Genomic DNA, 22,322 nt, shown 5'->3' on the forward strand with positions numbered 1-22,322 from the left:
GGGTGAACAGGTGCCTCGCGCGCAGGGCCTCGACCACGCTGTGATCGAGAAACTCCCAGGGCAGCAGGTGTTGGGAACTCAGGGCCTGCCCGTGTGTGTCAAGCCGCTCGACTTTGGAGCCCATCGGGTGCCACTGCACCCGGTAGCTCAGGCGGTCGGCACCGGCGATGACGAATGTGACCGGGTTTGCCAGTGAGCACTTCGCTTTCCTTCACCAGGAACTCGATGTGCTCCGGTGCCCGGACGTTCAGCAGCGGCATGTCGTTGCCGGGAATGGCTACATGGGTTGGCATGGTGGATTCCTCAGTAGATGATGGGCTGGCAAAGCTCAATCGCTTCTGGCGCAGGGCCTGAAGCGGGATCTGACAGGTCGTCGTGCTGGGGGTCGGACCCCAGATGACGAACCTGCGTTGCAGAATTGCCGGTCGGCGAGGGGTTCGTCGGCCAGCAGTCGGTGGATGCCGAGTGTCGCAAGTGCTGCTGGGTTTCTTCCAGCAGTACGGCGTCTTCGTCATCCATGTGTCCCGTGATGCCGTAGGCGAAAAATATCGCCAGCAGGCACAGGGCGTCCTTGAGGGTGGACATGGTCTACTCCTAAAAATGACCAGGCTTGCGGATCTATAGGTAAACCTGTAGGGTGGGGAGGGTCAGGCGAACAGGTCGTCCTGCACCGACAGCCGCTTGAGCTGCTCGTTAATCCACTGGGGGTTTTTGAGCAGTCGTGCCTCTGCCCACTCGGGGTTTCGGATGACGGCTTCACGCACCCAGACCGGGTAGCGCTCCAGCGTGGCTGAGAGCCAGGCTTTCAGGCTGTTCTGGATGCGATCACGGACTTCCTGCGCATCGACCAGACCGCAGTAGGCGATAGGGGACAGTGGGCTACAGCCGACGACGCGCAGGCAATTCACGAAAGAAAAGGGCTGCCGGTCTTTCTCGCGCTCGGTGAAAATCCAGCGCAGGGTGTCGAACTTCTCTTCCAGCGGCTTGTCCGGGTCAGCCAGGTGGCCGATCTCCTGCAACAGGCGCCAATGCAGGAAGACGATGTCTTCTTCGCTCCATTCGACCGGTGATGCATCATCGTCCAGCGGGTCATCGATGGTGCCTTGATCGGAAATAGCTGCGGGTCGCAGGTGCGAGGCCGCTGCAAAAGGTTGGAATACAAACCCCGCAGAAGCAGGGTGGAGTGCAGGGGGAAATGCGCTCGGGTTCAGCATGGTTGCCTCCAGGAAAAATGCGAAGGCAACGCGCATCAGGGGTGAGGGCGAATGCCCGCACGGGGTGATGAATTGCCAGTACAAAACCGGCGGCTATGGGAAAAGGACTCCAGGGCTGGCTTGAAAGCGATACGAACCGCCTTGATCGGTGTGCCAGCGACCGATCGAAGAAAGCTTTCGGGGGGAGGGCGCGGAGGAAACAGAGCACCTCCATCTCGCCGTCACCTCGGAAGCCGCTTCGACGGCATCACAGCATGGACATCTTTGGCGATGCGACTACAAGTTATGCCCCTTCAACCCACAAGGCGAGAGGGTGCACCTGTCAATTACAAACTCCAGGGCTTGCCGTGTTTGAATGCAGGGCTAGCTGCTGCATGATGCTAAGGTAGCGGCACCGAAATGCAGGGTCAAGCCCCAAACACCGCAAAACCGATGCTGATTCCGAAAAGGTGCCCAAGTGACAAGCATTGCGCGTGGTGAATGCAGGCGAGGGTGCGGATGATCGCTTGCAACATGGCATTCAGAGGAGCTTGAGCATGTCTGATATTCAAATCGTGAAGATGGATGAGGGTGGCGTCAACGCGCGCATTCTAGCCAAGGAGACCAAGGCCGATTTTCGTCGCATCGAGGCGGCCAGCCTGAAGATGCGGGCTCGTTTTACCAGCGCAGAGGGCAAACGCTTCTTTGTGCGGCTGTTCAGTACGCTTCAGCTCAATACCCACTTTATTTCGGTAATTGCCCGGACTCGGCTGGATCACGAAGACGTTGCCAAGGTGGAGACAGCCATTCGGACTCAGATGGATGCCGTGAATGAGAGTCTCAACAAAGCCATTGATGGTGCCGAAGTGTTGTTCAAAATGCACGGCGTGACCAGCGTGGCGACCTACGATACGGTTCCGCTTGAGGTCGATGTGGGAGTCATGTCGTCCGCCGGTCGGCGTTACCTGGAAGTGTTGGGGAAGCTTGATCAACTCATGCCACTGTTGCAAACCTTGGAGATCCATGAGGTCATCACGGCGCAGGCGGTGGACATCCAGCGGGCCGGTCTGAAACGCCAGGTGCGAAATGTTGCCAATGGGGCGCGGAATTTTGCAATGGGGCTGCGGCGACGGATGAATGCGTTGGGGAATCGGGATGACGAGGGTACCGAGCGCGTGTCGGGCGGCGCAGGGCGCGACGTAGCCGAAGGCCCGAACACTGAGGTCGTAACAGGCGATGACGCGGAAGTCGGCGCGGACGCACGCAATGGGATTGATTTTGTAGAGCAAAATACCAAAGGAGAGTCGTGACTGCCTATGTGTGGTTCCGGTGAGCGGTCCAACCGCCACATGTAATGATCCGACCTCTACCGCGTTTTAGGGGGTAAGACACTTTTTTGTATGGTCATAGCCCGTTAACGGATATAAATCCACATCGGGGCCTCACCGGTGGCGGTCTAAAGCCGTGCGTCTGGTGTCTCCCCCGTTGTTCACACAACGGCGTCGCAGTCGATACCTGCCTTCTCCCAAATAATTTGAGCGCCATTCCGGTCTCCATCCTACGCAAGCGGATTGAATCATTTGAATTTCCATACGCACTTTTCCTGATGCGAAAAGTGAAGTTTTGTCTCTATTTTCATACCGCATGACCGGAACGCCTGCGGTGTCACGACGAGTTCAGCGTTTCTATCGGCGTGCGCAATCCTGACCTAGTGCGGCCGCGACAGTGTGGGTCAAACCTTTATCGGCGTATGCCGTGACGAGGCCAGATCATGCCCAAGCAACCTTCAATTTCATCCTTCCCTACGGCGACGTTTTCTATCCCGTCGCTAGCGCCCACATTGCCTGAGACCGGCTTTCTACGGCAGCCGCAGGTGCTGGCGTTTGTACCGATCTCAAAGTCCACTTTATGGCGGCGTATCCAATCTCGGTCCTTCCCGGCGCCGGTGAAACTTTCCGTTCGCGTTACAGTGTGGCGAGCAGAGGACGTCCGGCGCTGGATTGCGGAGCAGGGAGGAGGATCGGCAGATGGCGCACGAAGCGGATGACCCCCATTTGGGTAGATGGCTGCTGCAGGGCTTGCAACCATGGTCATTGGACAAGGCTGTCAGTTTGAGATATGGTGCCGAATACTCAAGATGGCATCGCGGTTAGCTGTCAGCCTATGTGCGACCAGAAATCCGTCAGCGGCGACTATCGTCATTTTGGGAAAGCCTCAAGTCTTGCTCCCGATCAAGATAGCTGCTTCCGATGTGCCAGCGAACGTGTGCCATTCGTGATAGCAGATCGCAGACCTTAATTGTTTTTGAAAACATGGTTCTTCATCAATTTCACTGTGATTTTCTGCTCGCTGCGGGACAATCCAGTGCTTCAAAATTACCAGCTTGAACATGAAAGACACCGCGCTGTATGAGCAACTTCTTGGGCTGAAGGCACCTTGGTCGGTCAAGAAGGTAGATCTTTCTTTGGCAGACCAGCGTGTGGTGGTCGAAGTTGTTTTGAAGAAAGGTAAGGTGTGGGCGGACCCCACTGATGCGACCAAGAGAGCGCACATCAATGGTTGGAGCGAGCGCCAGTGGCGTCATCTGGATACATGCCAGTTTGAGACGGTCATCAAGGCGCGTATTCCCCAACTCAAATTCAGTGACGGCACGGTCGAAGAGTTGACGGTGCCCTGGGCGGAGCGCTACAGCCGGGTCACCACCTTGATGGCGGGGTTTGTTATCAAACTGCTTGAGGCCTGTCCCACCACGCAAGCAGTCTGTACGCTCACCCGACTGTCCTGGAGCACGGTCAATGCCATCATGGTCAGCGCCGTGGAGCGAGGCATGCTGCGGCGTACGGAGGAAGAGATTGCGTACCTTGGAATCGATGAGAAGAGTTCTGAGAAGGGGCACACCTATGCCAGCATCCTGACCGACATCGACCGCTCGCGGGTACTTGACTTGGTGCCAGAGCGAAAGCTTGAAGCGGCCGTTGGTTTGTTGGAGACGCTCACGCCGGCGCAACGCCTGTCGGTCAAGGCGGTGGCCATGGATATGTGGCCTGCGTACATGAGTGCAACCAGGCAAAGCATGCCGCAGGCGGACATCGTGCACGACAAGTTTCACATCTCCAAGTACCTCGGCGAGGCGGTGGATGCGGTGAGAAAGCAGGAACACCGCAAATTGTCCCAAGCGGGCACATCCCCGTTGGCAGGCAGCAAATGGGCATGGCTGAAAAAGTATCCCGACGGCCGTAGCGCCGAGGCCATCGCGTTTCGGGCCTTGAACCAGCTCAACCTGAAAACCAGCAGAGCTTGGTGCATCAAGGAAAACTTCAGCCAGTTCTGGAGCTACAGCTACAAGGGTGCTGCCAGACGCTTCTTCAAGGCCTGGTCGAACAACGCGATGCGCAGCAAGTTGGAGCCAGTCAAAAAGGTAGTCAAGATGCTCAGGCGCCACGAAGACGGGCTGCTCAACTTCAGTAAACACAGAATCAGCAACGCCTGTGCAGAAGGTTTCAACAGTGCCATCCAACTCATCAAGGCAAATGCCCGTGGGTTCCGTAACTTCACCAACTACCGGGCAAGGATTCTGTTTCATTGTGGCAGGTTGAACTTGGCGATGGCCTAGGAAAAATTCACAGTGAATTCAACGAAGCTCCGAAAACATAAATAGTTTTCTTCTCAATTTCGAAAAGTTTGGTGCCACTCGACCAGCGGCCGCTGTTGATGTGGCTGCGCTCCGTTTCCCCTGGGTTGGCATTCTCGCCGCTGCAAGGCAGCACGCGGTGATCATTGTGGTCGTCTCGCCAACCAACGTTCGATATGCGCTGTCTAGAAAGGAAATGGCCAATACCGAAACCCCCCATGTTTTCTGGCGATTTACCCTAGCAGCCTTACGCAAAGCGTTTCAGCATAGAAACATGTCAGGAGCACGGGTTTAGTATGAACGAAAACATCAAGCTACATGGTCGAGATCAACGCGCTGATAGTGCAAATGAGTCGGTGACACAATCTGTCGAAATGCTCAAGGCGGTGATCAGTGGCGTGACGTACGAGGTTGTCGCTGCCCAGTTCGGCAAGTCGCGTACCGCCGTAGAGCGGCGGATCAAAGCGATAGCGGCCCAGTTAACCAAGGTAGTGGGCATCCAGGGTCTCAACGAGGAAGGCGCGGCCTTCGTCCGCCGTCTGCGAATACACCGAGAGGCGATCTTGATCGCGCTGGAGTCCTTCAAGCCAGCGGCACCCTTCGGTCCCCGGCAGACACGTATCGTCTCCCACGGGGAAATCGTTCAGGCAGCGCAGCGCATTAGGGGCCGCAGCAGTCGGCCGTGGCACGATCTCGCCCTGTTTTACATGTTGTTTGCCACAGGTGCCCGGCCATTGGAAATCGCGCGACTGGAAGTGCGAGACTACCTTGATTCGGACGGCAACGTTCGCCAGGAATCCAAGATACGGGCCGACGTGGCCATCACAGGAAAGATCAGACCCTTGCATTTCAGCAGTACCAAGCTTGACGAGGTGCTGGCGCAGTACCTGCAGGAGCGGCTGGCACTGAAGCTGGGTATATGCACAGCGGATGCTTATCGGGGTCTCGATCCTGATAGCCGTTTGTTCCTCTCGGCCGCAGGCGAAGGTTTCAAGATCACGCCCTATGGCAAAGAAGGACAGCGGCGCTTTCTGTGCCGTCCCATTCTGGAAACTTACGGCAAGCTGTTCAGGTATTCCGAACTGGAGGGCGTGACTGCACTATCGGTGCGACGCACCGTTATCTCTCGGCTGTATGAGCGTGGTGCCGACGAAAGCCAGGTCGGTCTTTTGCTGGGGATCAGTGAGCGTAGCGCAGTGAGGGAGTTGTTTTCCAGGCACAAACCGACCATTGCGGTTCTGGTTGACGAACTGATCTGAGGTGCCGGGTTTACTTGACGCCGAAATCCCGCCACATTTTGCTCTGTATTTATTGATGCTCTCCGGGCCGGGCGGCACAGCATGGTTGATTGGGAGCTTGTTAACTCACGACCGGCACGGCCGACAGGCGTGCCAATGAACGACGATTCATGGTTTAACTTCGCTTATTTTGAACAGACGTTTTGTTTACCTCGTTTTCTTCCTGTGGATTGCCATCGAAGATGGTACTGCGGCGGCGCTGAAGGTAGGCATCGCGGGTGAATGCGTATTTGTCGAGCGCAGCATGTTCCAGTATCGCAGTGGCTTTCAGCAATTCCGACCGGGTGTCAATGGCTCTCCCCACGGTCAAGGTGTTGCGCGTAGGGACATGCGCGATGTTGCCAACGATATCGCCCTGCATGTCCACAGGAAGTGCCACCGTCTCGCGCAGGCTGGAAGGTCCCAGCAAGGGCAGGGCAAGATAGGGACCGGGCGCGACCCCCCACCCCAATAACCCAGGGTATGACCGAAACCTTGGTGTGCTTCTCGATCCGCATCTCGCTAGCCACGTCCAGCACGCCCCCCACACCAAAGAAGGTATTGACGCCAAAACGGGCAAGGCTGTCTGCCGCCGCCTCGCCTTTGAGTTGCAGGGCGTTGTTCACAAACGGCCACGCATCTTCCAGATTGCCAAAAAAATTACCCACCCCGCGACGCACTTGCGCCGGCAGGACATCACGATAGGCGGTGGCCACGGGCTTGAGCACCGCCTTATCCACAGCGTCGTTGAACGGGAAGACGCCACGATTGAAGGGCTCAAGTGGATCGCGCGGATTGGCCGTGGGCCTGCTGGGACAGCCGGAGAGTGGACCAGTGGCGCGCCCGTTTCACCGATCGCCGTATCGCGCGGCTGTCCGGCGATGTGCACTGCTTCCGTGCGTGGAGTGCTGATGCATGTCACGGTTAGTCCCGTGGCTCGTTTCTTTCTGCCCCGTCATTTACCGGCTACAAGAGTTCGTCGTCGTGCTCGCCAATGAACGGTGCGGGGCCTGGGCGATCGGTCACTGTCCGGCTAAATCTCGGCGCCGGTGACGGTTGGAGCACGCCGTCGCGCTCAAAGAAGGTGCCGCGCGCGCTGTTGTGCGGGTGGCGTGCCGCCTCTTCGAGCGTCAGCACCGGTGCAAAGCACACGTCGCTTCCCTCCAGCAAGGCACACCAGTGCGCGCTGGGCTGGCTGCGGAAGATGTCGGTGACCTGGCGCTTGAGCGCCGGCCAGGCGGCCGGATCGCGTTGCCGTTGAAATTCGGGGTCGGTGATGCCGAGTTTTTCAAGAAACAGCGTATAAAACTGCGGCTCGAGCGCGGCGATCGAAATCCACTTGCCATCGGCGCACTCGTAGGTGTCGTAAAAATGCGCGCCACCGTCGAGCAAGTTGGCCTGCCGTTCGTTCTTCCACATTCCCAGCGCCTTGATGTCGCAGACGATGGAGGTGAGCAGGGCGGCACCGTCGGTGATGGCTGCATCGACCACCTGGCCGCGGCCGGAGCTGCGCGCTTCGAGCAAGGCGCAAACGATGCCGAAGGCGAGCATCATGCCGCCGCCGCCCAGGTCGCCGAGCATGGCCGGCGGGGCCACCGGCCCGCCTGCCGTGCGGCCGATCAGGCTGAGCGCTCCCGACAGTGCGATGTAGTTGATGTCGTGCCCGGCGGCCTGCGCCAGCGGGCCGTCCTGGCCCCAACCGGTCATGCGGCCATAGACCAGGCGCGGGTGGCGTGCCAGCAGCACGTCCGGGCCCAGGCCCAGCCGCTCCATCACGCCCGGGCGAAAGCCCTCGATGATGGCGTCGGCGCCGTCGACCAGCTCCAGCACCCGCTGCACGTCTTCGGGTGATTTCAGGTCGACCGCGATCGAACGCCGGCCGCGGTGCAGCACACTGCGCCGGCCGGCGGACAGGAAGGCGCCCTGTCCGCGGTCCTTGCCCTTGTCGGCCTTGCGGTCCAGGCGGATCACGTCGGCGCCCATGTCGGACAGCATCATCGCGCAGAACGGTCCGGGGCCGATGCCGCCGAACTCGATCACTTTCAAACCTTGCAAAGGACCACTCATTTGTCGTTACTCCTGAAATTGAATTAAAACCGCAAGCCAGCCGTTGGATACCCAGCCTGCGGTGCCTGACCTCATGCACTTTCTCATTGTCACGCAGCGCCTGACTATGCGTTCATGAGTTTTGAGCCATTTTTAAGCTGGGGGAATCTTTCTCGACGATGAAGGCCGAGATGACTTTGGCGCCATGGTGACGGTTGTGGGCGGGATGCCGAATCAAGCGCAAAACAGGGAGCGTAAATACTTCTTGCAAACCTGTCAAGCGTTAGATAGACTGGCGGCACTGTCGTTTTTGCCCATATCAATGGTAGTTTGGCCATTGGCGGCAAGACGATTTACCTGCGTTCACAGACGCTTCAACTTAAGGAGTTCATCATGAGTCACAAAGTCATCGTCGCCGGCGTAGGCATGATCCCGTTCACCAAGCCGGGCACCAGCGAGCCCTACCACGTGATGGGCGAGAAGGCCACGCGCCAGGCGCTGGCCGATGCCGGTGTGGACTACAGCCTGATCCAGCAGGCCTATGTGGGTTATGTGTATGGCGACTCCACCTGCGGCCAGCGCGCGCTCTACCCGGTGGGCATGAGCGGCATTCCCATCGTCAACGTCAACAACAACTGTTCCACCGGGTCGACGGCGCTGTTCCTGGCGCGCCAGGCGGTGGAAAGCGGCGCGGTCGATTGCGTGCTGGCGCTGGGCTTCGAGCAGATGGCCGCCGGGGCCATCAAGGCCCAGTTTACTGACCGGCCCACCCCTTTCGAAGAATTTGATCGCGCCACTGCCGAGCTGGTCGGGCACCCGGAAATTCCGTTGGCCATCCGCTACTTCGGCGGTGCCGGCAAGGCCCACATGGACAAGTACGGCACCCAGCTGTCGACCTTTGCCAGCATCCGCGCCAAGGCCAGCCGCCATGCGGCGAACAACCCGCTGGCGCTGTTCCGCAAGGAGGTCTCGGTTGATGACGTGATGAACGCACCGGTGCTGTGGGAGGGTGTGATGACCCGCCTGATGGCTTGCCCGCCGACCTGCGGCGCCGCTGCTGCGGTGATCTGCTCCGAAGCCTTCGCCAAAAAGCACGGGCTCGATACGCGCGTTTCGATTGCCGCCCAGGCGATGACGACCGATTTCCCCAGCACTTTCGAATCGCACGACATGATGCGCGTGGTCGGCTTCGACATGGCGCGCGAGGCGGCGCAGCAGGTGTACCAGCAGGCCGGTATCGGCCCGCAGGACGTGAACGTGGTCGAGCTGCATGATTGCTTCGCGCAGAACGAGTTGATCACCTACGAGGCGCTGGGCCTGTGTCCGGAGGGCGGCGCCGAGAAATTCGTGCTCGATGGCGACAACACCTACGGCGGCAAGGTGGTCACCAATCCGTCCGGCGGCCTGTTGTCCAAGGGCCATCCGCTGGGCGCCACCGGTCTGGCGCAGTGCTATGAGCTGACGCACCAGTTGCGCGGAACGGCGGACAAACGCCAGGTCAAGGGTGCGCGCGTGGCCTTGCAGCACAACCTCGGGCTGGGCGGCGCCTGCGTCGTCACGCTTTACCGGGCCGCGTGAGCGCAGGCGTGGACCTGGACAACAGGAGTTGCAAGTCATGATTGACAAAAAACACATCGGCTATGCGCCACCGCCCACCCTGTGGGAGGTGGAAAAAGGGCGCATCCGCTTTTTCGCCGAGGTGATCGGGGCCACCGACCCGATCTACACCGACGAAGCCGCTGCCCGTGCTGCGGGCTACCGCAACGTCGTCGCCCCGCCGACCTTCATCTTTGGTGCCGAGGGCGATTCGGGCGCGTTGATGACGCTGATCGACACGCTCGAGATCGACCTCGGCAAGGTACTGCACGGCGAGCAGCGCTTTGACTACCACGCGCCGGTGTGCGCCGGCGACACGCTGCGCCTGGAGTCCAAGGTCAGCGATATTTATGACAAAAAGGGCGGGGCGCTCGAGTTCGTGGTCAAGGACACCCGGGTCACCAACCAGTTGGGCGAGCATGTGGCCGACCTGCACGCGGTGATCGTCGTGCGCCACGCCTGAAGGAATATTCATGAACGTTCAAGTAAAAATGATGGAGGTCGGTGACGACATGCCCGTGCTGGAATTGCCGCCCATCACCCGCACCACCCTGGCCCTGTTTGCCGGCGCCTCAGGCGACCACAACCCGATCCACATCGACATCGACTTCGCCCACGGCGCGGGCATGAAGGACGTGTTCGCGCACGGCATGCTGTCGATGGCCTACCTCGGGCGCGCGCTCACCGAATGGGTGCCGCAACGCCAGATTCTGAGCTATGGCGTGCGCTTCGCGGCCCTGACCCAGCTCGGCGACCGCGTGCGCTGCAGTGGCAAGGTGGTCGAAAAGCTAGAGCATGCAGGCCGGCCCTGTGTGCGCGTTCAAATCAGCGCGACGAAAGCGACAGGCGAAATCACGCTGGCCGGCGAGGCGTTGCTTGCCTTGAACTGAGGCCCGCCGTTTGGCGGCCCGACTTTTTATTTCTTTCCTTTTAATCAACAAGCAAGGACACCCATCATGAAAAAACTCGAAGGCAAAGTGGCCATCGTCTCCGGATCGGGTCGCGGCATTGGTCGCGCCATTGCCATGAAGCTCGCCAGCGAAGGCGCCAAAGTGGTCGTCAACGACCTCGACGCCGCCCCGGCCGAGCAGACCGTGGCCGATATCAAGAAGGCCGGCGGCCAGGCGCTGGCCTGTGCCGGCAGCGTCACCGCTGACGGCTTTGCCGACAAGTTCGTCAAGACCGCCATCGACGGCTTTGGCGGCCTGGACATCATCATCAACAACGCCGGCTACACCTGGGACAACGTGATCCAGAAAATGACCGACGAGCAGTGGAACGCGATCATCGACGTGCACCTGACTGCGCCGTTCAAGATCCTGCGCGCCGCGGCCGACTTCTTGCGTGCCGCCTCCAAAAAAGAGGCCGAGGCCGGGCAGGAAGTGTTCCGCAAGGTGGTCAACATCTCGTCGATTGCGGGCCTGGGCGGCAATGCGGGCCAGGTCAACTACTCGGCCGCCAAGGCCGGTGCCGTGGGCCTGACGCTGGCGCTGGCCAAGGAATGGGGTCGCTACAAGGTCAACGTCAACTGCGTGGCTTTCGGCATGATCAAGACACGGCTGACCGAAGCCCCCGCCAGCGGCGACGCGTCGATCGACGTCGAGGGCCGCAAGATCAAGGTCGGCGTCAACCCCGATCTGCTGGCGATGATGGAGCGCAGCATCCCCCTGGGCCGCGCAGGCACGCCGGACGAGGCGGCTGGCTCGGTCTACCTGCTGTGCACGCCGGAGTCCAACTACGTCAGCGGCCAGACCCTGGTGTGCGGCGGCGGCATGATGATCTGAAGCGCAACAGTGTCACCGGGATTCACCAACGTATCAGCAGCGGCATGAGCAAGGCAAGAGACGGTTTATCAGGAGACAAAGACATGAGTGAAGCGAAAACGGTTGTGCATGAGGCGGGGAGCGGCGCTGCCGCGGTCAAGGGCGCGCCCTTGGCGCAAAGAAGGCAGGCCCTGGCGCAGCGAATCCCGGTGTGGTCGCGGCTGACCATTGGCGACTGGTTCGACCGTCTGGCCACCGAGTTCGCAGGCCGGGAGCATATCGTCACGCTGGAGCGGCGCTATACCTACGCCCAATCGCGCCAGCTGGTGGACCGGCTGGCCAAGAGCCTGATCAGGCTCGGCGTCAAGCGCCGGGAGCATGTGGCGATGTTGTTTCCGACGGTGCCGGAAATGGCGCTGCTGCAGCTTGCGGTGGCGAAAATCGGTGCGGTCAGCGTGCCGCTGAACGAACGCCTGGGGGTGGTTGAACTCGAATACCAGGTGCGGCAATCGGACAGCGTCTACCTGATTGCGATGGATAAGTTTGCTGACCGCAACTACATCGAAAAGATCAGCGCCATCCTGCCGGAAATGCGCGGCGCCGCAGGCGACTGGCGCGCAGAGCGGTTTGCGGCGCTGCGCGGCGTCGTCATCAAGTCGCCGGGCGGCGCGCGCCATGCGGGCGCGCTGGACTGGGAGGACTTCCTGCGGTTGGGTGAAAGCGTCTCCGACGCGGCGCTGCGCGAGCGCCAGCAGGCCTCGCGCTACCCGGACGAAGTGGTGTTGATCTGCTACACCTCCGGCACCACGGGCAGCCCCAAGGGCGTGATGATTACCCACGACATGCTGATGCGCAGCGCCTACAGCGCCGCATTCAGTCAGGGTTTCGTCGACGGTGAGCGGCTTGCCAGTCCGCTGCCCCTGCATCACATATTCAGCTATGTCGAAGGCTTTCTGGCCACGCTGTTCGTCGGCGGCGCGTACATACCGCAGGCGCTGTTCGATGCCGGCGAGTTCTTGGCGCTGCTGGCGGCGAGCAAGGCGACCCGCATCGCCAGTGTCCCGACGATTGCCATCGCGCTGTTGACCCATCCTGATCTGAAGCAGCATGACCTCGGCGCATTGCGCAGCATGATCAATGCAGCGGCCGCGACGCCGCTGTGGGTCTGGGAGGCGCTGCGGCGCGACCTGGGCATCAGTGAGATGAACACCGGCTGGGGCATGACCGAAGTCTCGGCCGCTGCCATGTACACGCCCTTCGGTGCGTCGCTGCAGGTCATCACCGAAACCGTCGGCCAGGAAAAGCCGGGGGGCGTCGCTGGCCAGGAGGAGTTTTCCGGCGCGCTGGTGGAGTTCAAGCTGATCGACCCGGTGACCAAGGAGGACTTGCCGCCGGACGTGACCGAAGGTGAACTTGCGGTGCGCGGCAACATTGTCACGCGTGGCTACTACAACAAGCCGGTCGAAACCGGCGAGGCGATCGACAAGGACGGCTGGCTGCGCACCGGCGATGTTTTCAAGCGGCGCGACGACGGGTTTTACGAGATCACCGGCCGCGCCAAGGACTTGTACAAGATCGGCGGCGAGCAGGTCGCTCCCAAGGAGATCGAGGAGATCATCTGCGGCCACGAAACGGTCAACCAGGTCTACATTTGCGGCGTGCCGGACGAACGCATGGGCGAAGTGGGCGCCGCATTCGTCCAGTTCAAGGCGGGGCAGGACTGCACCCAGGCCGAGCTGGTGGCCTTTGTTGAAAGTCGGGTCGCGCGTTTCAAGATACCGAAGTACTGGATGTTTGTTGAAGCGTTTCCGATGACCGCGACGGGCAAGGTGCAGAAATTCATGCTGCGACAGATCGCAACCGAAAAATTCGGGCTCGCTCAAAATCGCAGCCGCAGCGCCAACTGACCGCTTCCCGCGATCACCACACGAAAGGACAGCCCATGAACCAAGCCCCCAGCGCAGCTGAATTTGCCTTGCAGGGAAATTTGAGCCGGCGCGTCAACGTCGGCGACATGCTGACACGCAGCGCCGCGCGCACGCCGCACAAAATAGCGCTGGTCGAAGGGCCGCGCCGCCTGAGCTACCGGGAATTGAACGAATGGGTGAACCGCTCGGCCCACGGGCTTGTTGCGCTGGGTTACCGCCCCGGCGATGCGCTCGGCCTGATGTCGGGCAACTGCATCGAGTTTCTCGTCACCTACTACGCCTGCGCCAAGATTGGCGTCGTCTGCACGCCGCTGAACCTGTTCTGGCGCCAGGGCGAACTCAGCTATGTGCTTGGCCATGCGCAGGTGCGCGGCGTGGTGGCGCAGCAGCGTTGGCTGGGCGAGCTGGCGCTGGTCCTGGGGGACTTGCCCGGCGTGCGCGAGGTGATTGCGATCGAAGGCCCGGTGCCCGCGGACGCGGGCCTGCCGCAGCGCATCGAGTCGCTGTCGCTGCAGCAGCTCGGGGCCGGCCAGCCTGCCACCGAGCCGGAAGTTCTGGTGGACGACCGGGCGGCGCTGTCCTACCTCTATACCAGCGGCACCACCTCGGCACCGAAGGGCGTGGTCGGCAACCATCTGGCGATTTATCTTGAAACCCTGGGTGTTGTCATTGACCTCGAAATGAAGGCCGGCGACCGGGTCGCGGCCATGATGCCGATGTTTCACACCGCGCAGCTCAATGCCTTTTGCACGCCCACCCTTGCATCGAGCGCCACGCTCTACATCCTCGAAGCGTTCGATGCAAAAAACCTGCTTGATCTGATCGACGCCGAGCAGATCACAATGACTTTCGGCCTGCCCATGATGTACCGCGCGATGCTGGAGGAGCAACAGCAGCGTCCGCGCACGGTGTCTAGCCTGCGGCGCGCCGTCTATGCCATGGCGCCGATGCCCGACGATGACCTGCGCCGTCTCATGGACGTGTTTGGCTGCGAGCTTTCGCTGATGTTCGGCCAGACCGAAATGAGCCCGGCCTCGACCTGTTTTCGCCCTGAGCATCAGTTGTCGCACCCGGGCGCGGTGGGCATGCCATCGATCAATGTGCAGGTTGGCATCATGGACGACGTGGGTCAGTTGCTGCCCTGGGGGCAGTCGGGCGAGATCGTCTATCGCAGCCCGCACCTGCTGACCGAATACCTGCATGACGAGAAGGCGACCCAGGAGGCGTTCACGCACGGCTGGTTCCATTCGGGTGATGTGGGGCATTTCGACGCCGATGGCATGCTGTGGTTCGAGGATCGTTACAAGGACGTCATCAAGTCCGGGGGCGAGAACATTGCTTCGATCGAGGTCGAGAAAGCCCTGTATGCGGTCGAACCCAAACTCGCTGAAGTGGTTGTGGTGGGGCTGGCGCACGAGCGCTGGGGCGAGGCCGTGACGGCGGTGGCCACGCTGCGTCCCGGCGAAACCATTGACACCGACGAGGTGCTGGCCAGGCTGCGGCAAAAACTCAGCCCGTTCAAATGCCCCAAGGCCCTTCTCGTGATTGATGCGATGCCCAAGACGGCAACCGGCAAGATCCAGAAGGCCAAGGTGCGCCAGACCTTTGCTGACTATTTCCGGCGCTGACCAACACCAGGCACGGCAGGCCGCCCGCGGGCCGACCTGCCAGCCGGGCTTCGCACGAGTGATGCAGAGACGAAAAACACAAGAAAGGTGATTCCCCATGTCAAGTGATACGACAACCCTTGCGACCGACAACATTTCCACCCAACTGGCCGCCTTCGCACACGGCCTGAAGCCCGACATGCTGCCCGCGGCCGTGGTCGAGCAGGCCAAGCTGCTGATGCTCGACGCACTGGGCATCGCCCTGGCCTCGTCCGGGCAGGACTTTGCGCACTGCGCCTACCGCGGCCTGCAGGCGCTGGGCGGCGCGGGTGACAGCGCCGTCATGGGGGCCTTTGCCTCCCTGCCGCTGCGCGACGCGGTGCTGATGAATGGCATCCTGGTGCATGGGCTGGATTTTGACGACACTCACCCTGGCGCCATCACCCACCCCAGCGCCAGCGCCTTTCCGCTGGCGCTGGGTCTGGCGGCGCAGCGGCATGCCAGCGGGGCCGAGATGATCATGGCCTATGTGTTGGCGATCGAAGTGGCCGCCCGCCTGGGTGCGGCGGCCCACGGCGGCTTTCACGACGTCGGCTTTCACCCGACCGGTCTGGTGGGCGCTTTCGGCTGTGCGCTGGCGGCGGGCAAGCTGATGGGGCTGGACCAGGCCGGCCTGGCGCACGCGCAGGGCGTGGTGCTGTCGATGGCCTCCGGCAGCATGGAGTTTTTGAGCGACGGCGCCTGGACCAAGCGCATGCACCCGGGCTGGGCCGGCGTCAGCGGGCTGACCGCCACGGCGCTGGCCGGTGCCGGATTCCGCGGCCCGTCGCAGCCCTATGAAGGGCGCTTCGGCCTGTATGCCAGCCACCTGGCCGCGCGCGGCCTGAATGCCGATATGGCGCTGTGCACACGCGGCCTGGGCGAGCGCTGGGAGCTGATGGAAGTGGCGGTCAAACTCTACCCGACCTGCCACTTCACGCACGCCAGCATCGATGCCGCGCTGGCGCTGCGCGCTGCCGGTCTGCGCGCTGACGAGGTCGCTTCGGTACAGGTGCTGCTGCCGCAAGGGGTGCACCCGGTGGTGTGCGAGCCGGTGGCGGCCAAGCGCCGCCCGGCCAATGTGTACGAGTCGCAGTTCAGCATCCACCATCTGGTTGCCGTGGCGCTGCTGCGCGGCCAGCTCGGACTGGCCGAACTGGATGCGTCCAACCTGGCCGACCCGCAGGTGCAGGCGCTGGCCGACCGCATCGAGCACCTGGCCGACCCCGATGCCGATTACCCCACCTTCTTCTCCGGCGAGCTGCGCGTGCGCACGCACGACGGGCGCGAGCTGCGCCACCGCGAGGCCGCGCACCGCGGCGCGCCGGGGCGCCCCATCACGGCCGCCGACATCGAAGCCAAATTCATGGGCAACGCGCTGCTGGCCCTGCCGCGCGAGCAGGCGCTGCGCCTGCGCGACGCCATGCTGAGCGCCGATCGCGCCCCAGACGCCGCTGCCCTGGCGCAGACACTGACCCAATCCAACAACACTTCCGGAGCCCTCTGATGACAACCAGCCAAGCCGTGGCCTTTGATGCCGAAAAAGAAAATATGGTGCTCGACGCTGTCGAACGCTTCGTCGAGCGCGAGATCAAGCCGGTGGCGCAGCGCCTTGAACACGCCGACGAATGGCCGGCCGACATTGTCGCCGGCATGCGCGACATGGGCCTGTTCGGCTGCATCATTCGCGAGGAATACGGCGGCCTGGGCCTGTCGGCCAGCACCTATGCCAAGGTGGTGGAGCGCATCGCACGGGTCTGGATGTCAGTCTCGGGCATCATCAACTCGCACCTCATCATGGCCGCCTGCGTGCAGCGCAACGGCACCGAGGCGCAGCGCCAGCATTTTCTGCCGCGCTTTGCCAGCGGCGAGCTGCGCGGCGGCCTGGCCCTGACCGAGCCCGACTGCGGCACCGACCTGCAGGCGGTGCGCACGGTGGCCCGGCGCGACGGCGACCACTACATCATCAACGGCACCAAGACCTGGATCTCCAACGGCATCCACGGCCAGGTCTTTGCCGTGCTGGTCAAGACCGACCCCGAGGCCCAGCCGCGCCACCGCGGCATGAGCCTGTTCATCTGCGAGAAGGGCCCCGGTTTTACCTCCACCAAAAAGCTGGAAAAGCTCGGCTACAAGGGCATCGACAGCGCCGAGCTGGTGTTCGACAACTTCCGCGTGCCGGCCGCCAATCTGGTCGGCGGCGTGGAAGGGCAGGGCTTCAAGCATGTGATGGGCGGGTTGGAGCTCGGGCGCATCAATGTGGCGGCGCGCGGCGTCGGCGTGGCGCGCGCCTGTCTGGAAGAATCGGTGGCCTATGCTCAGCTGCGGCGCACCTTTGGCAAGCCGATCTGCGAGCACCAGGCGATCCAGCTCAAGCTGGCCGACATGGCGACCCGGGCCGAGGCCGCACGCCTGCTGGTGGAGCAGGCCGCCAAGGCGTATGACGCCGGCCAGCGCTGCGACATGGAAGCGGGCATGGCCAAGCTGTTCGCCAGCGAGGCGGCGGTCGAGAACTCGATGGAGGCCCTGCGCATCCATGGCGCCTACGGGTACTCGAAGGAAATGAACGTCGAGCGCTACTACCGCGACGCGCCGCTGCTGTGCATCGGCGAGGGCACCAACGAGTTGCAGCGCCTGATCATTTCCGCCCAGCTGGTGGAGCGCAGCCCGATTTGAGACTTACCAAAAAGAACGGTTGATGCCTCGTCCATTGCCCGGCAGACTCCCGGTGGGTGCGTTGTGCTGGGCCTGGATGTGATCCCTCATGCGCCAGCCCACCACCTGGCGGCTGAACAAGTCAATCACCGCCGTCAGGTACGGGCTGGGGAAAGTAATGAATAATCCATGCATTCAGATGTGTTTGAAAAGAGGTTCCATATGAAGACGATCAGCAAACAGGTGATGCGCCAGAAGGCGGTGAGCAATGTCCTGGCGTCGCTGCGCATTGAGAAGCTGCAACCCAGCGACGAAGTGGTGCGTGGCATGAACGCCTGTGTTTCGGGTAAGGAAACCACCGCCAACGTTCGACAGCGAGTGATGCGCCAACATGTCACGCTACGAAGCGTCTGACGTCTACGCTTACCCAGGCTCAATCATTCTGATCAACAAGGCCAATATCCACGATCAGGGGGCTTTAGACGCGTTTGAGGCGGATGCCACTGCGCTGCGGATGCTGGAGCTGATTGAGGCCCCGATCGAGGGCCGCTTCGATCTGGCTCATCTGTGCGAGATTCATCGTTTCCTTTTTCAGGATGTGTACGAGTGGGACGGCCAGATACGGACAGTGGACATTAGCCGGGGGAGTAGCCGTTTTGCCCACGTCCCCATGATCGATAGCTATCTCGGTGGGGAGCTGTCCAAGCTTGCCAAAGAAAACTGGTTGCGTGATTTGCCGCCAGATCGTTTCATCGAAAATCTGCTTCTGGTTTGAAACCTCGCCCTTCAGGGCGATGGGAGCCGACCCCGGCCTGAAGGCCGGGGTTTCAGGCGAGCGTTTTGGGAGGGGATGCAAACCCTTTCCAAAACATGTTTGACCGACAGGCCTGAAGGCCTGTCGCTAATTTCTTGCTCGAGCGTTTGGCCCACTACATGGGCGAGATCAACGCCACCCACCCGTTTCGCGAAGGCAATGGTCGCACCCAGCGGCTTTTTTGCGCGCAATTGGCTGAGCAGGCAGGGTACTTCATCAACTTCGAAACCATCAATCAGCCCAAGATGTACGAGGTGATGATCGCCAGCTATAACGGCAACGCAAAGCCTTTGGAAGGCTTGCTGGCTGAGATCACGGCGATTATCGAAGACGGTGATGAGGACGGCGGCGCGTGAGGCAGGCTGTTAGCCGGGGGCAAGAGTCCCCGACCCGGCATGTGCCGTGGCGCGCCACCGGGTCTGCGGCCTGATTCAGCGGCGCGGGCCCCGCCGCCTCACATCAAACCCGTTCCAGAATCACGGCAATGCCCTGTCCCACGCCGATGCACATGGTGCACAGCGCATAGCGCCCGCCAGAGCGGTGCAGCTGGTTGACCGCCGTGGTCGCCAGGCGCGCACCGCTGGCGCCCAGCGGGTGGCCCAGGGCGATGGCGCCGCCGTTGGGGTTGACGCGCGGGTCGTCGTCCTGCAGACCCAGCAGGCGCAGCACCGCCAGGCCCTGGGCGGCAAAGGCTTCATTGAGTTCGATCACGTCCATTTGCTCTAGCCGTAAGCCGGTGAGGGCCAGCACTTTTTGCGTGGCCGGTGCCGGGCCGATGCCCATCACACGCGGCGGCACGCCGACGGTCGCCATGCCCACCACGCGGGCGCGCGGCGTCAGTCCCTGTTTGGCGGCAGTGGCTTCGTCGGCCAGCAGCAGGGCGCAGGCGCCGTCGTTCACGCCGCTGGCATTGCCGGCCGTGACCGTGCCTTCGGGCCGGACCACGCCTTTGAGCTTGGCCAGCGACTCCATCGTGGTGGCGCGCGGGTGCTCGTCCTGGCTCACGACAATGGGCTCGCCTTTCTTCTGCGCCAGTGTGACCGGCGTGATTTCGGCGTCAAAGTAGCCGATTTTTTGCGCGGCAACGGCCTTGAGCTGGCTGTTCAAGGCCATCTTGTCCTGGTCGTCGCGGCTGATTTTGTAATCGGTGGCGACGTTCTCCGCGGTTTCCGGCATGGAGTCCACGCCATAGCGTTCTTTCATCAGCTTGTTGATGAAGCGCCAGCCAATGGTGGTGTCGTACAGCGCGTTGGCGCGGCTGAAGGCGCTGTCCGCCTTGGGCATCACAAAGGGCGCGCGGCTCATGCTCTCGACCCCGCCGGCAATCATGAGCGAGGCTTCGCCGGACTTGATGGCGCGCGCCGCCGTGCCCAGGGCATCCAGGCTGGAGCCGCAGAGGCGGTTGATGGTGGCGCCCGGCACCTCCAGCGGCAAGCCGGCGAGCAGACTGGCCATGCGCGCGACATTGCGGTTGTCTTCACCGGCCTGGTTGGCGCAGCCGTAGATCACGTCGGTCACGGCCTGCCAGTCCACGCGCGGGTTGCGTGCCATCAGGGCCTTGAGCGGCAGGGCGGCCAGGTCGTCGGCGCGGACGCTGCTCAAGGCGCCGCCGTAGCGGCCGAAGGGGGTGCGGATGGCGTCGCAGATGAAGGCTTGGTTCATGGGGATATCTCTTTCAGGAAGTCAGTAAAGCGGTGAGTTCAGCCAACACAAAACTCGGGCCAGCTTGCTGCGCCAGAGTTTTCATGTCTTGCTCCAGTGCGGCCCGGTTCTGTTGTCTTGCCCAAAATACAGGTCCACCTTCCCAGCGTGGGAAGCCGTAGCCCTGTACCAGCACCACGTCAACATCAGTCACCCTGCTGGCAACACCCTCGGCCAGCAACAGCGCGGCTTCGTTGACCATGGCCAAGAGGGCGCGGCGCTGGATCTCGGCGGCGTCAAGGTGTCGCCGATGGATGCCGCGCCGGGTGGAGGCCTGCTCGATCACACGGCGCACCAAGGCATCGGTAGTTTTGACCTGTTGGCCTTCGATGTAGGCGTAATAACCGGCGCCTGTTTTGCGCCCCAGTCGGCCTTGCTCGCATAGCTGGTCAAGGATGTCCACATAGCGCTCACGCGGGTCGCGTGTGCTGGCCTGGGCTTTTCGCATGCGCCACGCAATGTCCAGCCCCGAGAGGTCGGCCACGGCAAATGGGCCCATGGCAAAGCCAAAGGCTTGCAGCGCGGTGTCCACCTCCTCGGGCCAGGCGCCGTCTTCCAGCATGAACTCGCACTGCTTGCGGTAGGCGTTGTAGATGCGGTTACCGATGAAGCCGAAGGCATTGCCGGTGAGCACCGGCAGCTTGCGCAACTTCTTGCCCAGGTCCATGCCCGTGGCCAATACGTCGGCACCGGTCTGGGCACCGCGCACCACTTCCAGCAGCTTCATGACGTTGGCGGGGCTGAAAAAGTGCAGGCCCAGCACGTCTTGTGGGCGACCCGTGACGTTGGCAATGGCGTCCACGTCCAGGTACGAGGTGTTGGTGGCCAGTACTGCGCCGGGGCGGGCATGGGCGTCGATCTTCCTGAAGACCTCTTGCTTGACGGCCAGGTCTTCAAATACCGCCTCAATCACCAGGTCGGCCCGGCTCAGCTGCGCCCAGTCGGTGCTGGGGGTCAAGCGCGCTTCGCTGGCGGCTGCCACATTCGCTTTGAGCTTGCCGGCTGCTATGCGCCCCTGGTAGTGCTCAGTCACCCGCTGGCGTCCCCGTTGCAGGGCGGCCGTGTCCTGTTCCAGCAAGATGACGTTCAAGCCTGCATCCAGGGCGCAAATCGCAATGCCGGCCCCCATGGTGCCCGCACCGATGATGGCAACGGTGTCAACGCGGCGCGCATCGGCTTGCAAGGCGAGCGGTAATTTGCTGGCTTCCCTCTCGGTAAAAAATTGGTAACGCAGTGCCTTGGCCGGGGTGCTGGGGATCAGTTGCAGGAAGAGCGCGCGTTCGAGCTGGAGGCCCTCTTCAAACGCGCCAGAAGCTGCATTCAAGGCATCCAGCAGGGCTGCGTAGGCAGGCTGAAGCCGTTGTCGCGGGGTCAGCTTCTCTCGCTGGGCGGTCAAGATGGCCTGCGCGACGCAGGCATCAAGTTCGCGATCGCGGGCTCGGGGCAAGGGCGTGCCGCGTTCAGCCAGCTCGCTGGCCCACGCTGAAGCCGATGCAAGGAGATCCATGGAAACCACCTGGTCGAGCAAGCCTGATTCGGCAAGTTGGCGAGCCGTCTGGGGTGATCCACTTTGAATCAGGGTCAGCGCAGTCGCCATGCCAACCAGACGCGGCAGGCGTTGCGTGCCGCCGGATCCCGGGATGAGGCCCAGCAGGATCTCGGGCAATCCCAGTTTTGCGGTCTCCAGCGCCACGCGTCCATGGCAGGCCAAGGCCAGTTCAAGTCCACCCCCCAGAGCCACGCCACCGATGGCGGCTACCACAGGTTTTCGGCACGCTTCCACGCGTTCAAGGACAGTGCGCAACATCGGTTCGGCCAGTTGCAGGGGCGTCCCGAACTCGCTCATGTCGGCGCCCGCCGAAAATGCCTTGTCGTTGCCGGCAAGGACAATGCCCTTGACCCCGGGGTCGGATTCGGCCGTGTCCAGTGCCGCGACGATGCGCTGACGTAGCGCATGCCCAAGGCTATTGACGGGCGGATTGTCCAGCGTAATGACCGCAATGGCGCCGTGAACTTCAAGCATGTAAGGTATCCGGGTCAAGTGGGGTGAAATACAGTAGGGTTGTGCGGGC

General features: G+C 62.0%; 24 protein-coding genes. 15 read left to right on the plus strand and 9 right to left on the minus strand.

Annotated features, from left to right (window positions below):
* Positions 1 to 98 precede the first annotated feature (98 nt).
* From C5P05_RS34615 to C5P05_RS18845, 3 genes are all read right to left on the minus strand, one after another.
* Complete coding sequence (locus C5P05_RS34615; RefSeq protein WP_232834572.1) at positions 99 to 293, minus strand: hypothetical protein; 195 nt, start codon at positions 291 to 293, stop codon at positions 99 to 101.
* Positions 294 to 303: 10 nt separating this feature from the next.
* Positions 304 to 585: a hypothetical protein gene (locus C5P05_RS18840; RefSeq protein WP_114971354.1), complete on the minus strand. Its 282-nt coding sequence runs from the start codon at positions 583 to 585 to the stop codon at positions 304 to 306.
* A 62-nt stretch (positions 586 to 647) separates the two neighbouring features.
* Entirely contained in the window at positions 648 to 1,214 is a 567-nt protein-coding gene (locus C5P05_RS18845) for a hypothetical protein (RefSeq protein WP_114971419.1), read from the minus strand.
* A 536-nt stretch (positions 1,215 to 1,750) separates the two neighbouring features.
* Between C5P05_RS18845 and C5P05_RS18850 the strand changes: the two genes are divergently transcribed.
* The 4 genes from C5P05_RS18850 to C5P05_RS18865 all read left to right on the plus strand — a co-directional run bounded on the left by C5P05_RS18850 (position 1,751) and on the right by C5P05_RS18865 (position 6,083).
* Positions 1,751 to 2,503, plus strand: a complete 753-nt coding sequence (locus tag C5P05_RS18850) for an AcaB family transcriptional regulator (protein WP_114971355.1) — start codon at positions 1,751 to 1,753, stop codon at positions 2,501 to 2,503.
* 461 nt (positions 2,504 to 2,964) lie between these two features.
* Complete coding sequence (locus C5P05_RS18855; RefSeq protein ID WP_114971356.1) at positions 2,965 to 3,240, plus strand: helix-turn-helix transcriptional regulator; 276 nt, start codon at positions 2,965 to 2,967, stop codon at positions 3,238 to 3,240.
* 342 nt (positions 3,241 to 3,582) lie between these two features.
* Positions 3,583 to 4,806 carry an ISL3 family transposase gene (locus tag C5P05_RS18860; RefSeq protein WP_114971357.1) on the plus strand — a complete coding sequence of 408 codons (1,224 nt, stop codon included), beginning with the start codon at positions 3,583 to 3,585 and terminating at the stop codon, positions 4,804 to 4,806.
* A gap of 314 nt (positions 4,807 to 5,120) precedes the next feature.
* Positions 5,121 to 6,083, plus strand: coding sequence for a site-specific integrase (locus C5P05_RS18865; protein ID WP_232834573.1), 963 nt, complete (start codon positions 5,121 to 5,123; stop codon positions 6,081 to 6,083).
* 154 nt (positions 6,084 to 6,237) lie between these two features.
* Here C5P05_RS18865 and C5P05_RS35130 read toward each other — a convergent pair whose 3' ends face one another.
* The 3 genes from C5P05_RS35130 to C5P05_RS18875 all read right to left on the minus strand — a co-directional run bounded on the left by C5P05_RS35130 (position 6,238) and on the right by C5P05_RS18875 (position 8,168).
* Complete coding sequence (locus C5P05_RS35130) at positions 6,238 to 6,528, minus strand: MlaA family lipoprotein (protein ID WP_332871358.1); 291 nt, start codon at positions 6,526 to 6,528, stop codon at positions 6,238 to 6,240.
* Complete coding sequence (locus C5P05_RS35135) at positions 6,410 to 6,841, minus strand: MlaA family lipoprotein (RefSeq protein WP_332871357.1); 432 nt, start codon at positions 6,839 to 6,841, stop codon at positions 6,410 to 6,412. Before C5P05_RS35135 ends, C5P05_RS35130 begins: the two co-directional genes overlap by 119 nt.
* A gap of 226 nt (positions 6,842 to 7,067) precedes the next feature.
* Complete coding sequence (locus C5P05_RS18875; RefSeq protein ID WP_114971358.1) at positions 7,068 to 8,168, minus strand: CaiB/BaiF CoA transferase family protein; 1,101 nt, start codon at positions 8,166 to 8,168, stop codon at positions 7,068 to 7,070.
* Positions 8,169 to 8,540: 372 nt separating this feature from the next.
* On the opposite strand from C5P05_RS18875, the gene C5P05_RS18880 reads away from it, so the two are divergent.
* The 8 genes from C5P05_RS18880 (at position 8,541) to C5P05_RS18915 (ending at position 17,756) form a co-directional block, all read left to right on the plus strand.
* The gene (locus C5P05_RS18880; protein ID WP_114971421.1) at positions 8,541 to 9,725 is read left to right on the plus strand and encodes a lipid-transfer protein; all 1,185 of its coding nucleotides are present in this window, start codon (positions 8,541 to 8,543) and stop codon (positions 9,723 to 9,725) included.
* A gap of 37 nt (positions 9,726 to 9,762) precedes the next feature.
* On the plus strand, positions 9,763 to 10,206 hold the full coding sequence (locus tag C5P05_RS18885) for a MaoC family dehydratase N-terminal domain-containing protein (protein ID WP_114971359.1): 444 nt from the start codon (positions 9,763 to 9,765) through the stop codon (positions 10,204 to 10,206).
* 10 nt (positions 10,207 to 10,216) lie between these two features.
* Positions 10,217 to 10,633 carry a MaoC family dehydratase gene (locus C5P05_RS18890; RefSeq protein WP_114971360.1) on the plus strand — a complete coding sequence of 139 codons (417 nt, stop codon included), beginning with the start codon at positions 10,217 to 10,219 and terminating at the stop codon, positions 10,631 to 10,633.
* A 66-nt stretch (positions 10,634 to 10,699) separates the two neighbouring features.
* Positions 10,700 to 11,527, plus strand: a complete 828-nt coding sequence (locus tag C5P05_RS18895; protein WP_198674780.1) for an SDR family NAD(P)-dependent oxidoreductase — start codon at positions 10,700 to 10,702, stop codon at positions 11,525 to 11,527.
* A gap of 83 nt (positions 11,528 to 11,610) precedes the next feature.
* Entirely contained in the window at positions 11,611 to 13,413 is a 1,803-nt protein-coding gene (locus C5P05_RS18900) for an AMP-binding protein (RefSeq protein WP_198674781.1), read from the plus strand.
* 35 nt (positions 13,414 to 13,448) lie between these two features.
* The gene (locus C5P05_RS18905) at positions 13,449 to 15,062 is read left to right on the plus strand and encodes an AMP-binding protein (protein ID WP_114971363.1); all 1,614 of its coding nucleotides are present in this window, start codon (positions 13,449 to 13,451) and stop codon (positions 15,060 to 15,062) included.
* Between the two features lie 97 nt (positions 15,063 to 15,159).
* On the plus strand, positions 15,160 to 16,587 hold the full coding sequence (locus tag C5P05_RS18910) for an MmgE/PrpD family protein (RefSeq protein ID WP_114971364.1): 1,428 nt from the start codon (positions 15,160 to 15,162) through the stop codon (positions 16,585 to 16,587).
* Entirely contained in the window at positions 16,587 to 17,756 is a 1,170-nt protein-coding gene (locus tag C5P05_RS18915; RefSeq protein WP_198674782.1) for an acyl-CoA dehydrogenase family protein, read from the plus strand. Before C5P05_RS18910 ends, C5P05_RS18915 begins: the two co-directional genes overlap by 1 nt.
* A 3-nt stretch (positions 17,757 to 17,759) precedes the next feature.
* Here the strand turns inward: C5P05_RS18915 and C5P05_RS33775 are convergent, their stop codons facing one another.
* Positions 17,760 to 17,930 (minus strand): hypothetical protein, encoded by a 171-nt coding sequence (locus C5P05_RS33775; protein ID WP_157979390.1) that lies wholly within the window; start codon positions 17,928 to 17,930, stop codon positions 17,760 to 17,762.
* A gap of 27 nt (positions 17,931 to 17,957) precedes the next feature.
* Here C5P05_RS33775 and C5P05_RS18920 point away from each other — a divergent pair, with 27 nt between their 5' ends.
* The 3 genes from C5P05_RS18920 to C5P05_RS18930 all read left to right on the plus strand — a co-directional run bounded on the left by C5P05_RS18920 (position 17,958) and on the right by C5P05_RS18930 (position 18,905).
* Positions 17,958 to 18,149, plus strand: a complete 192-nt coding sequence (locus C5P05_RS18920) for an antitoxin VbhA family protein (RefSeq protein WP_157979391.1) — start codon at positions 17,958 to 17,960, stop codon at positions 18,147 to 18,149.
* Complete coding sequence (locus C5P05_RS18925; protein ID WP_114971366.1) at positions 18,127 to 18,510, plus strand: Fic/DOC family protein; 384 nt, start codon at positions 18,127 to 18,129, stop codon at positions 18,508 to 18,510. The genes C5P05_RS18920 and C5P05_RS18925 overlap by 23 nt, the downstream gene beginning before the upstream one ends.
* Positions 18,511 to 18,668: 158 nt before the next feature.
* The gene (locus C5P05_RS18930) at positions 18,669 to 18,905 is read left to right on the plus strand and encodes a Fic family protein (RefSeq protein ID WP_114971423.1); all 237 of its coding nucleotides are present in this window, start codon (positions 18,669 to 18,671) and stop codon (positions 18,903 to 18,905) included.
* A gap of 103 nt (positions 18,906 to 19,008) precedes the next feature.
* On the opposite strand, the gene pcaF is transcribed toward C5P05_RS18930, so the two are convergent.
* Together pcaF and C5P05_RS18940 are read right to left on the minus strand one after the other, a co-directional pair.
* Positions 19,009 to 20,211 carry a 3-oxoadipyl-CoA thiolase gene (gene pcaF, locus C5P05_RS18935; protein ID WP_114971367.1) on the minus strand — a complete coding sequence of 401 codons (1,203 nt, stop codon included), beginning with the start codon at positions 20,209 to 20,211 and terminating at the stop codon, positions 19,009 to 19,011.
* Positions 20,212 to 20,224: 13 nt separating this feature from the next.
* Entirely contained in the window at positions 20,225 to 22,273 is a 2,049-nt protein-coding gene (locus C5P05_RS18940) for a 3-hydroxyacyl-CoA dehydrogenase NAD-binding domain-containing protein (protein WP_114971368.1), read from the minus strand.
* Between the last annotated feature and the right edge of the window lie 49 nt (positions 22,274 to 22,322).

It is taken from the genome of Rhodoferax ferrireducens (assembly GCF_003347515.1).
Lineage (GTDB): Bacteria > Pseudomonadota > Gammaproteobacteria > Burkholderiales > Burkholderiaceae_C > Rhodoferax.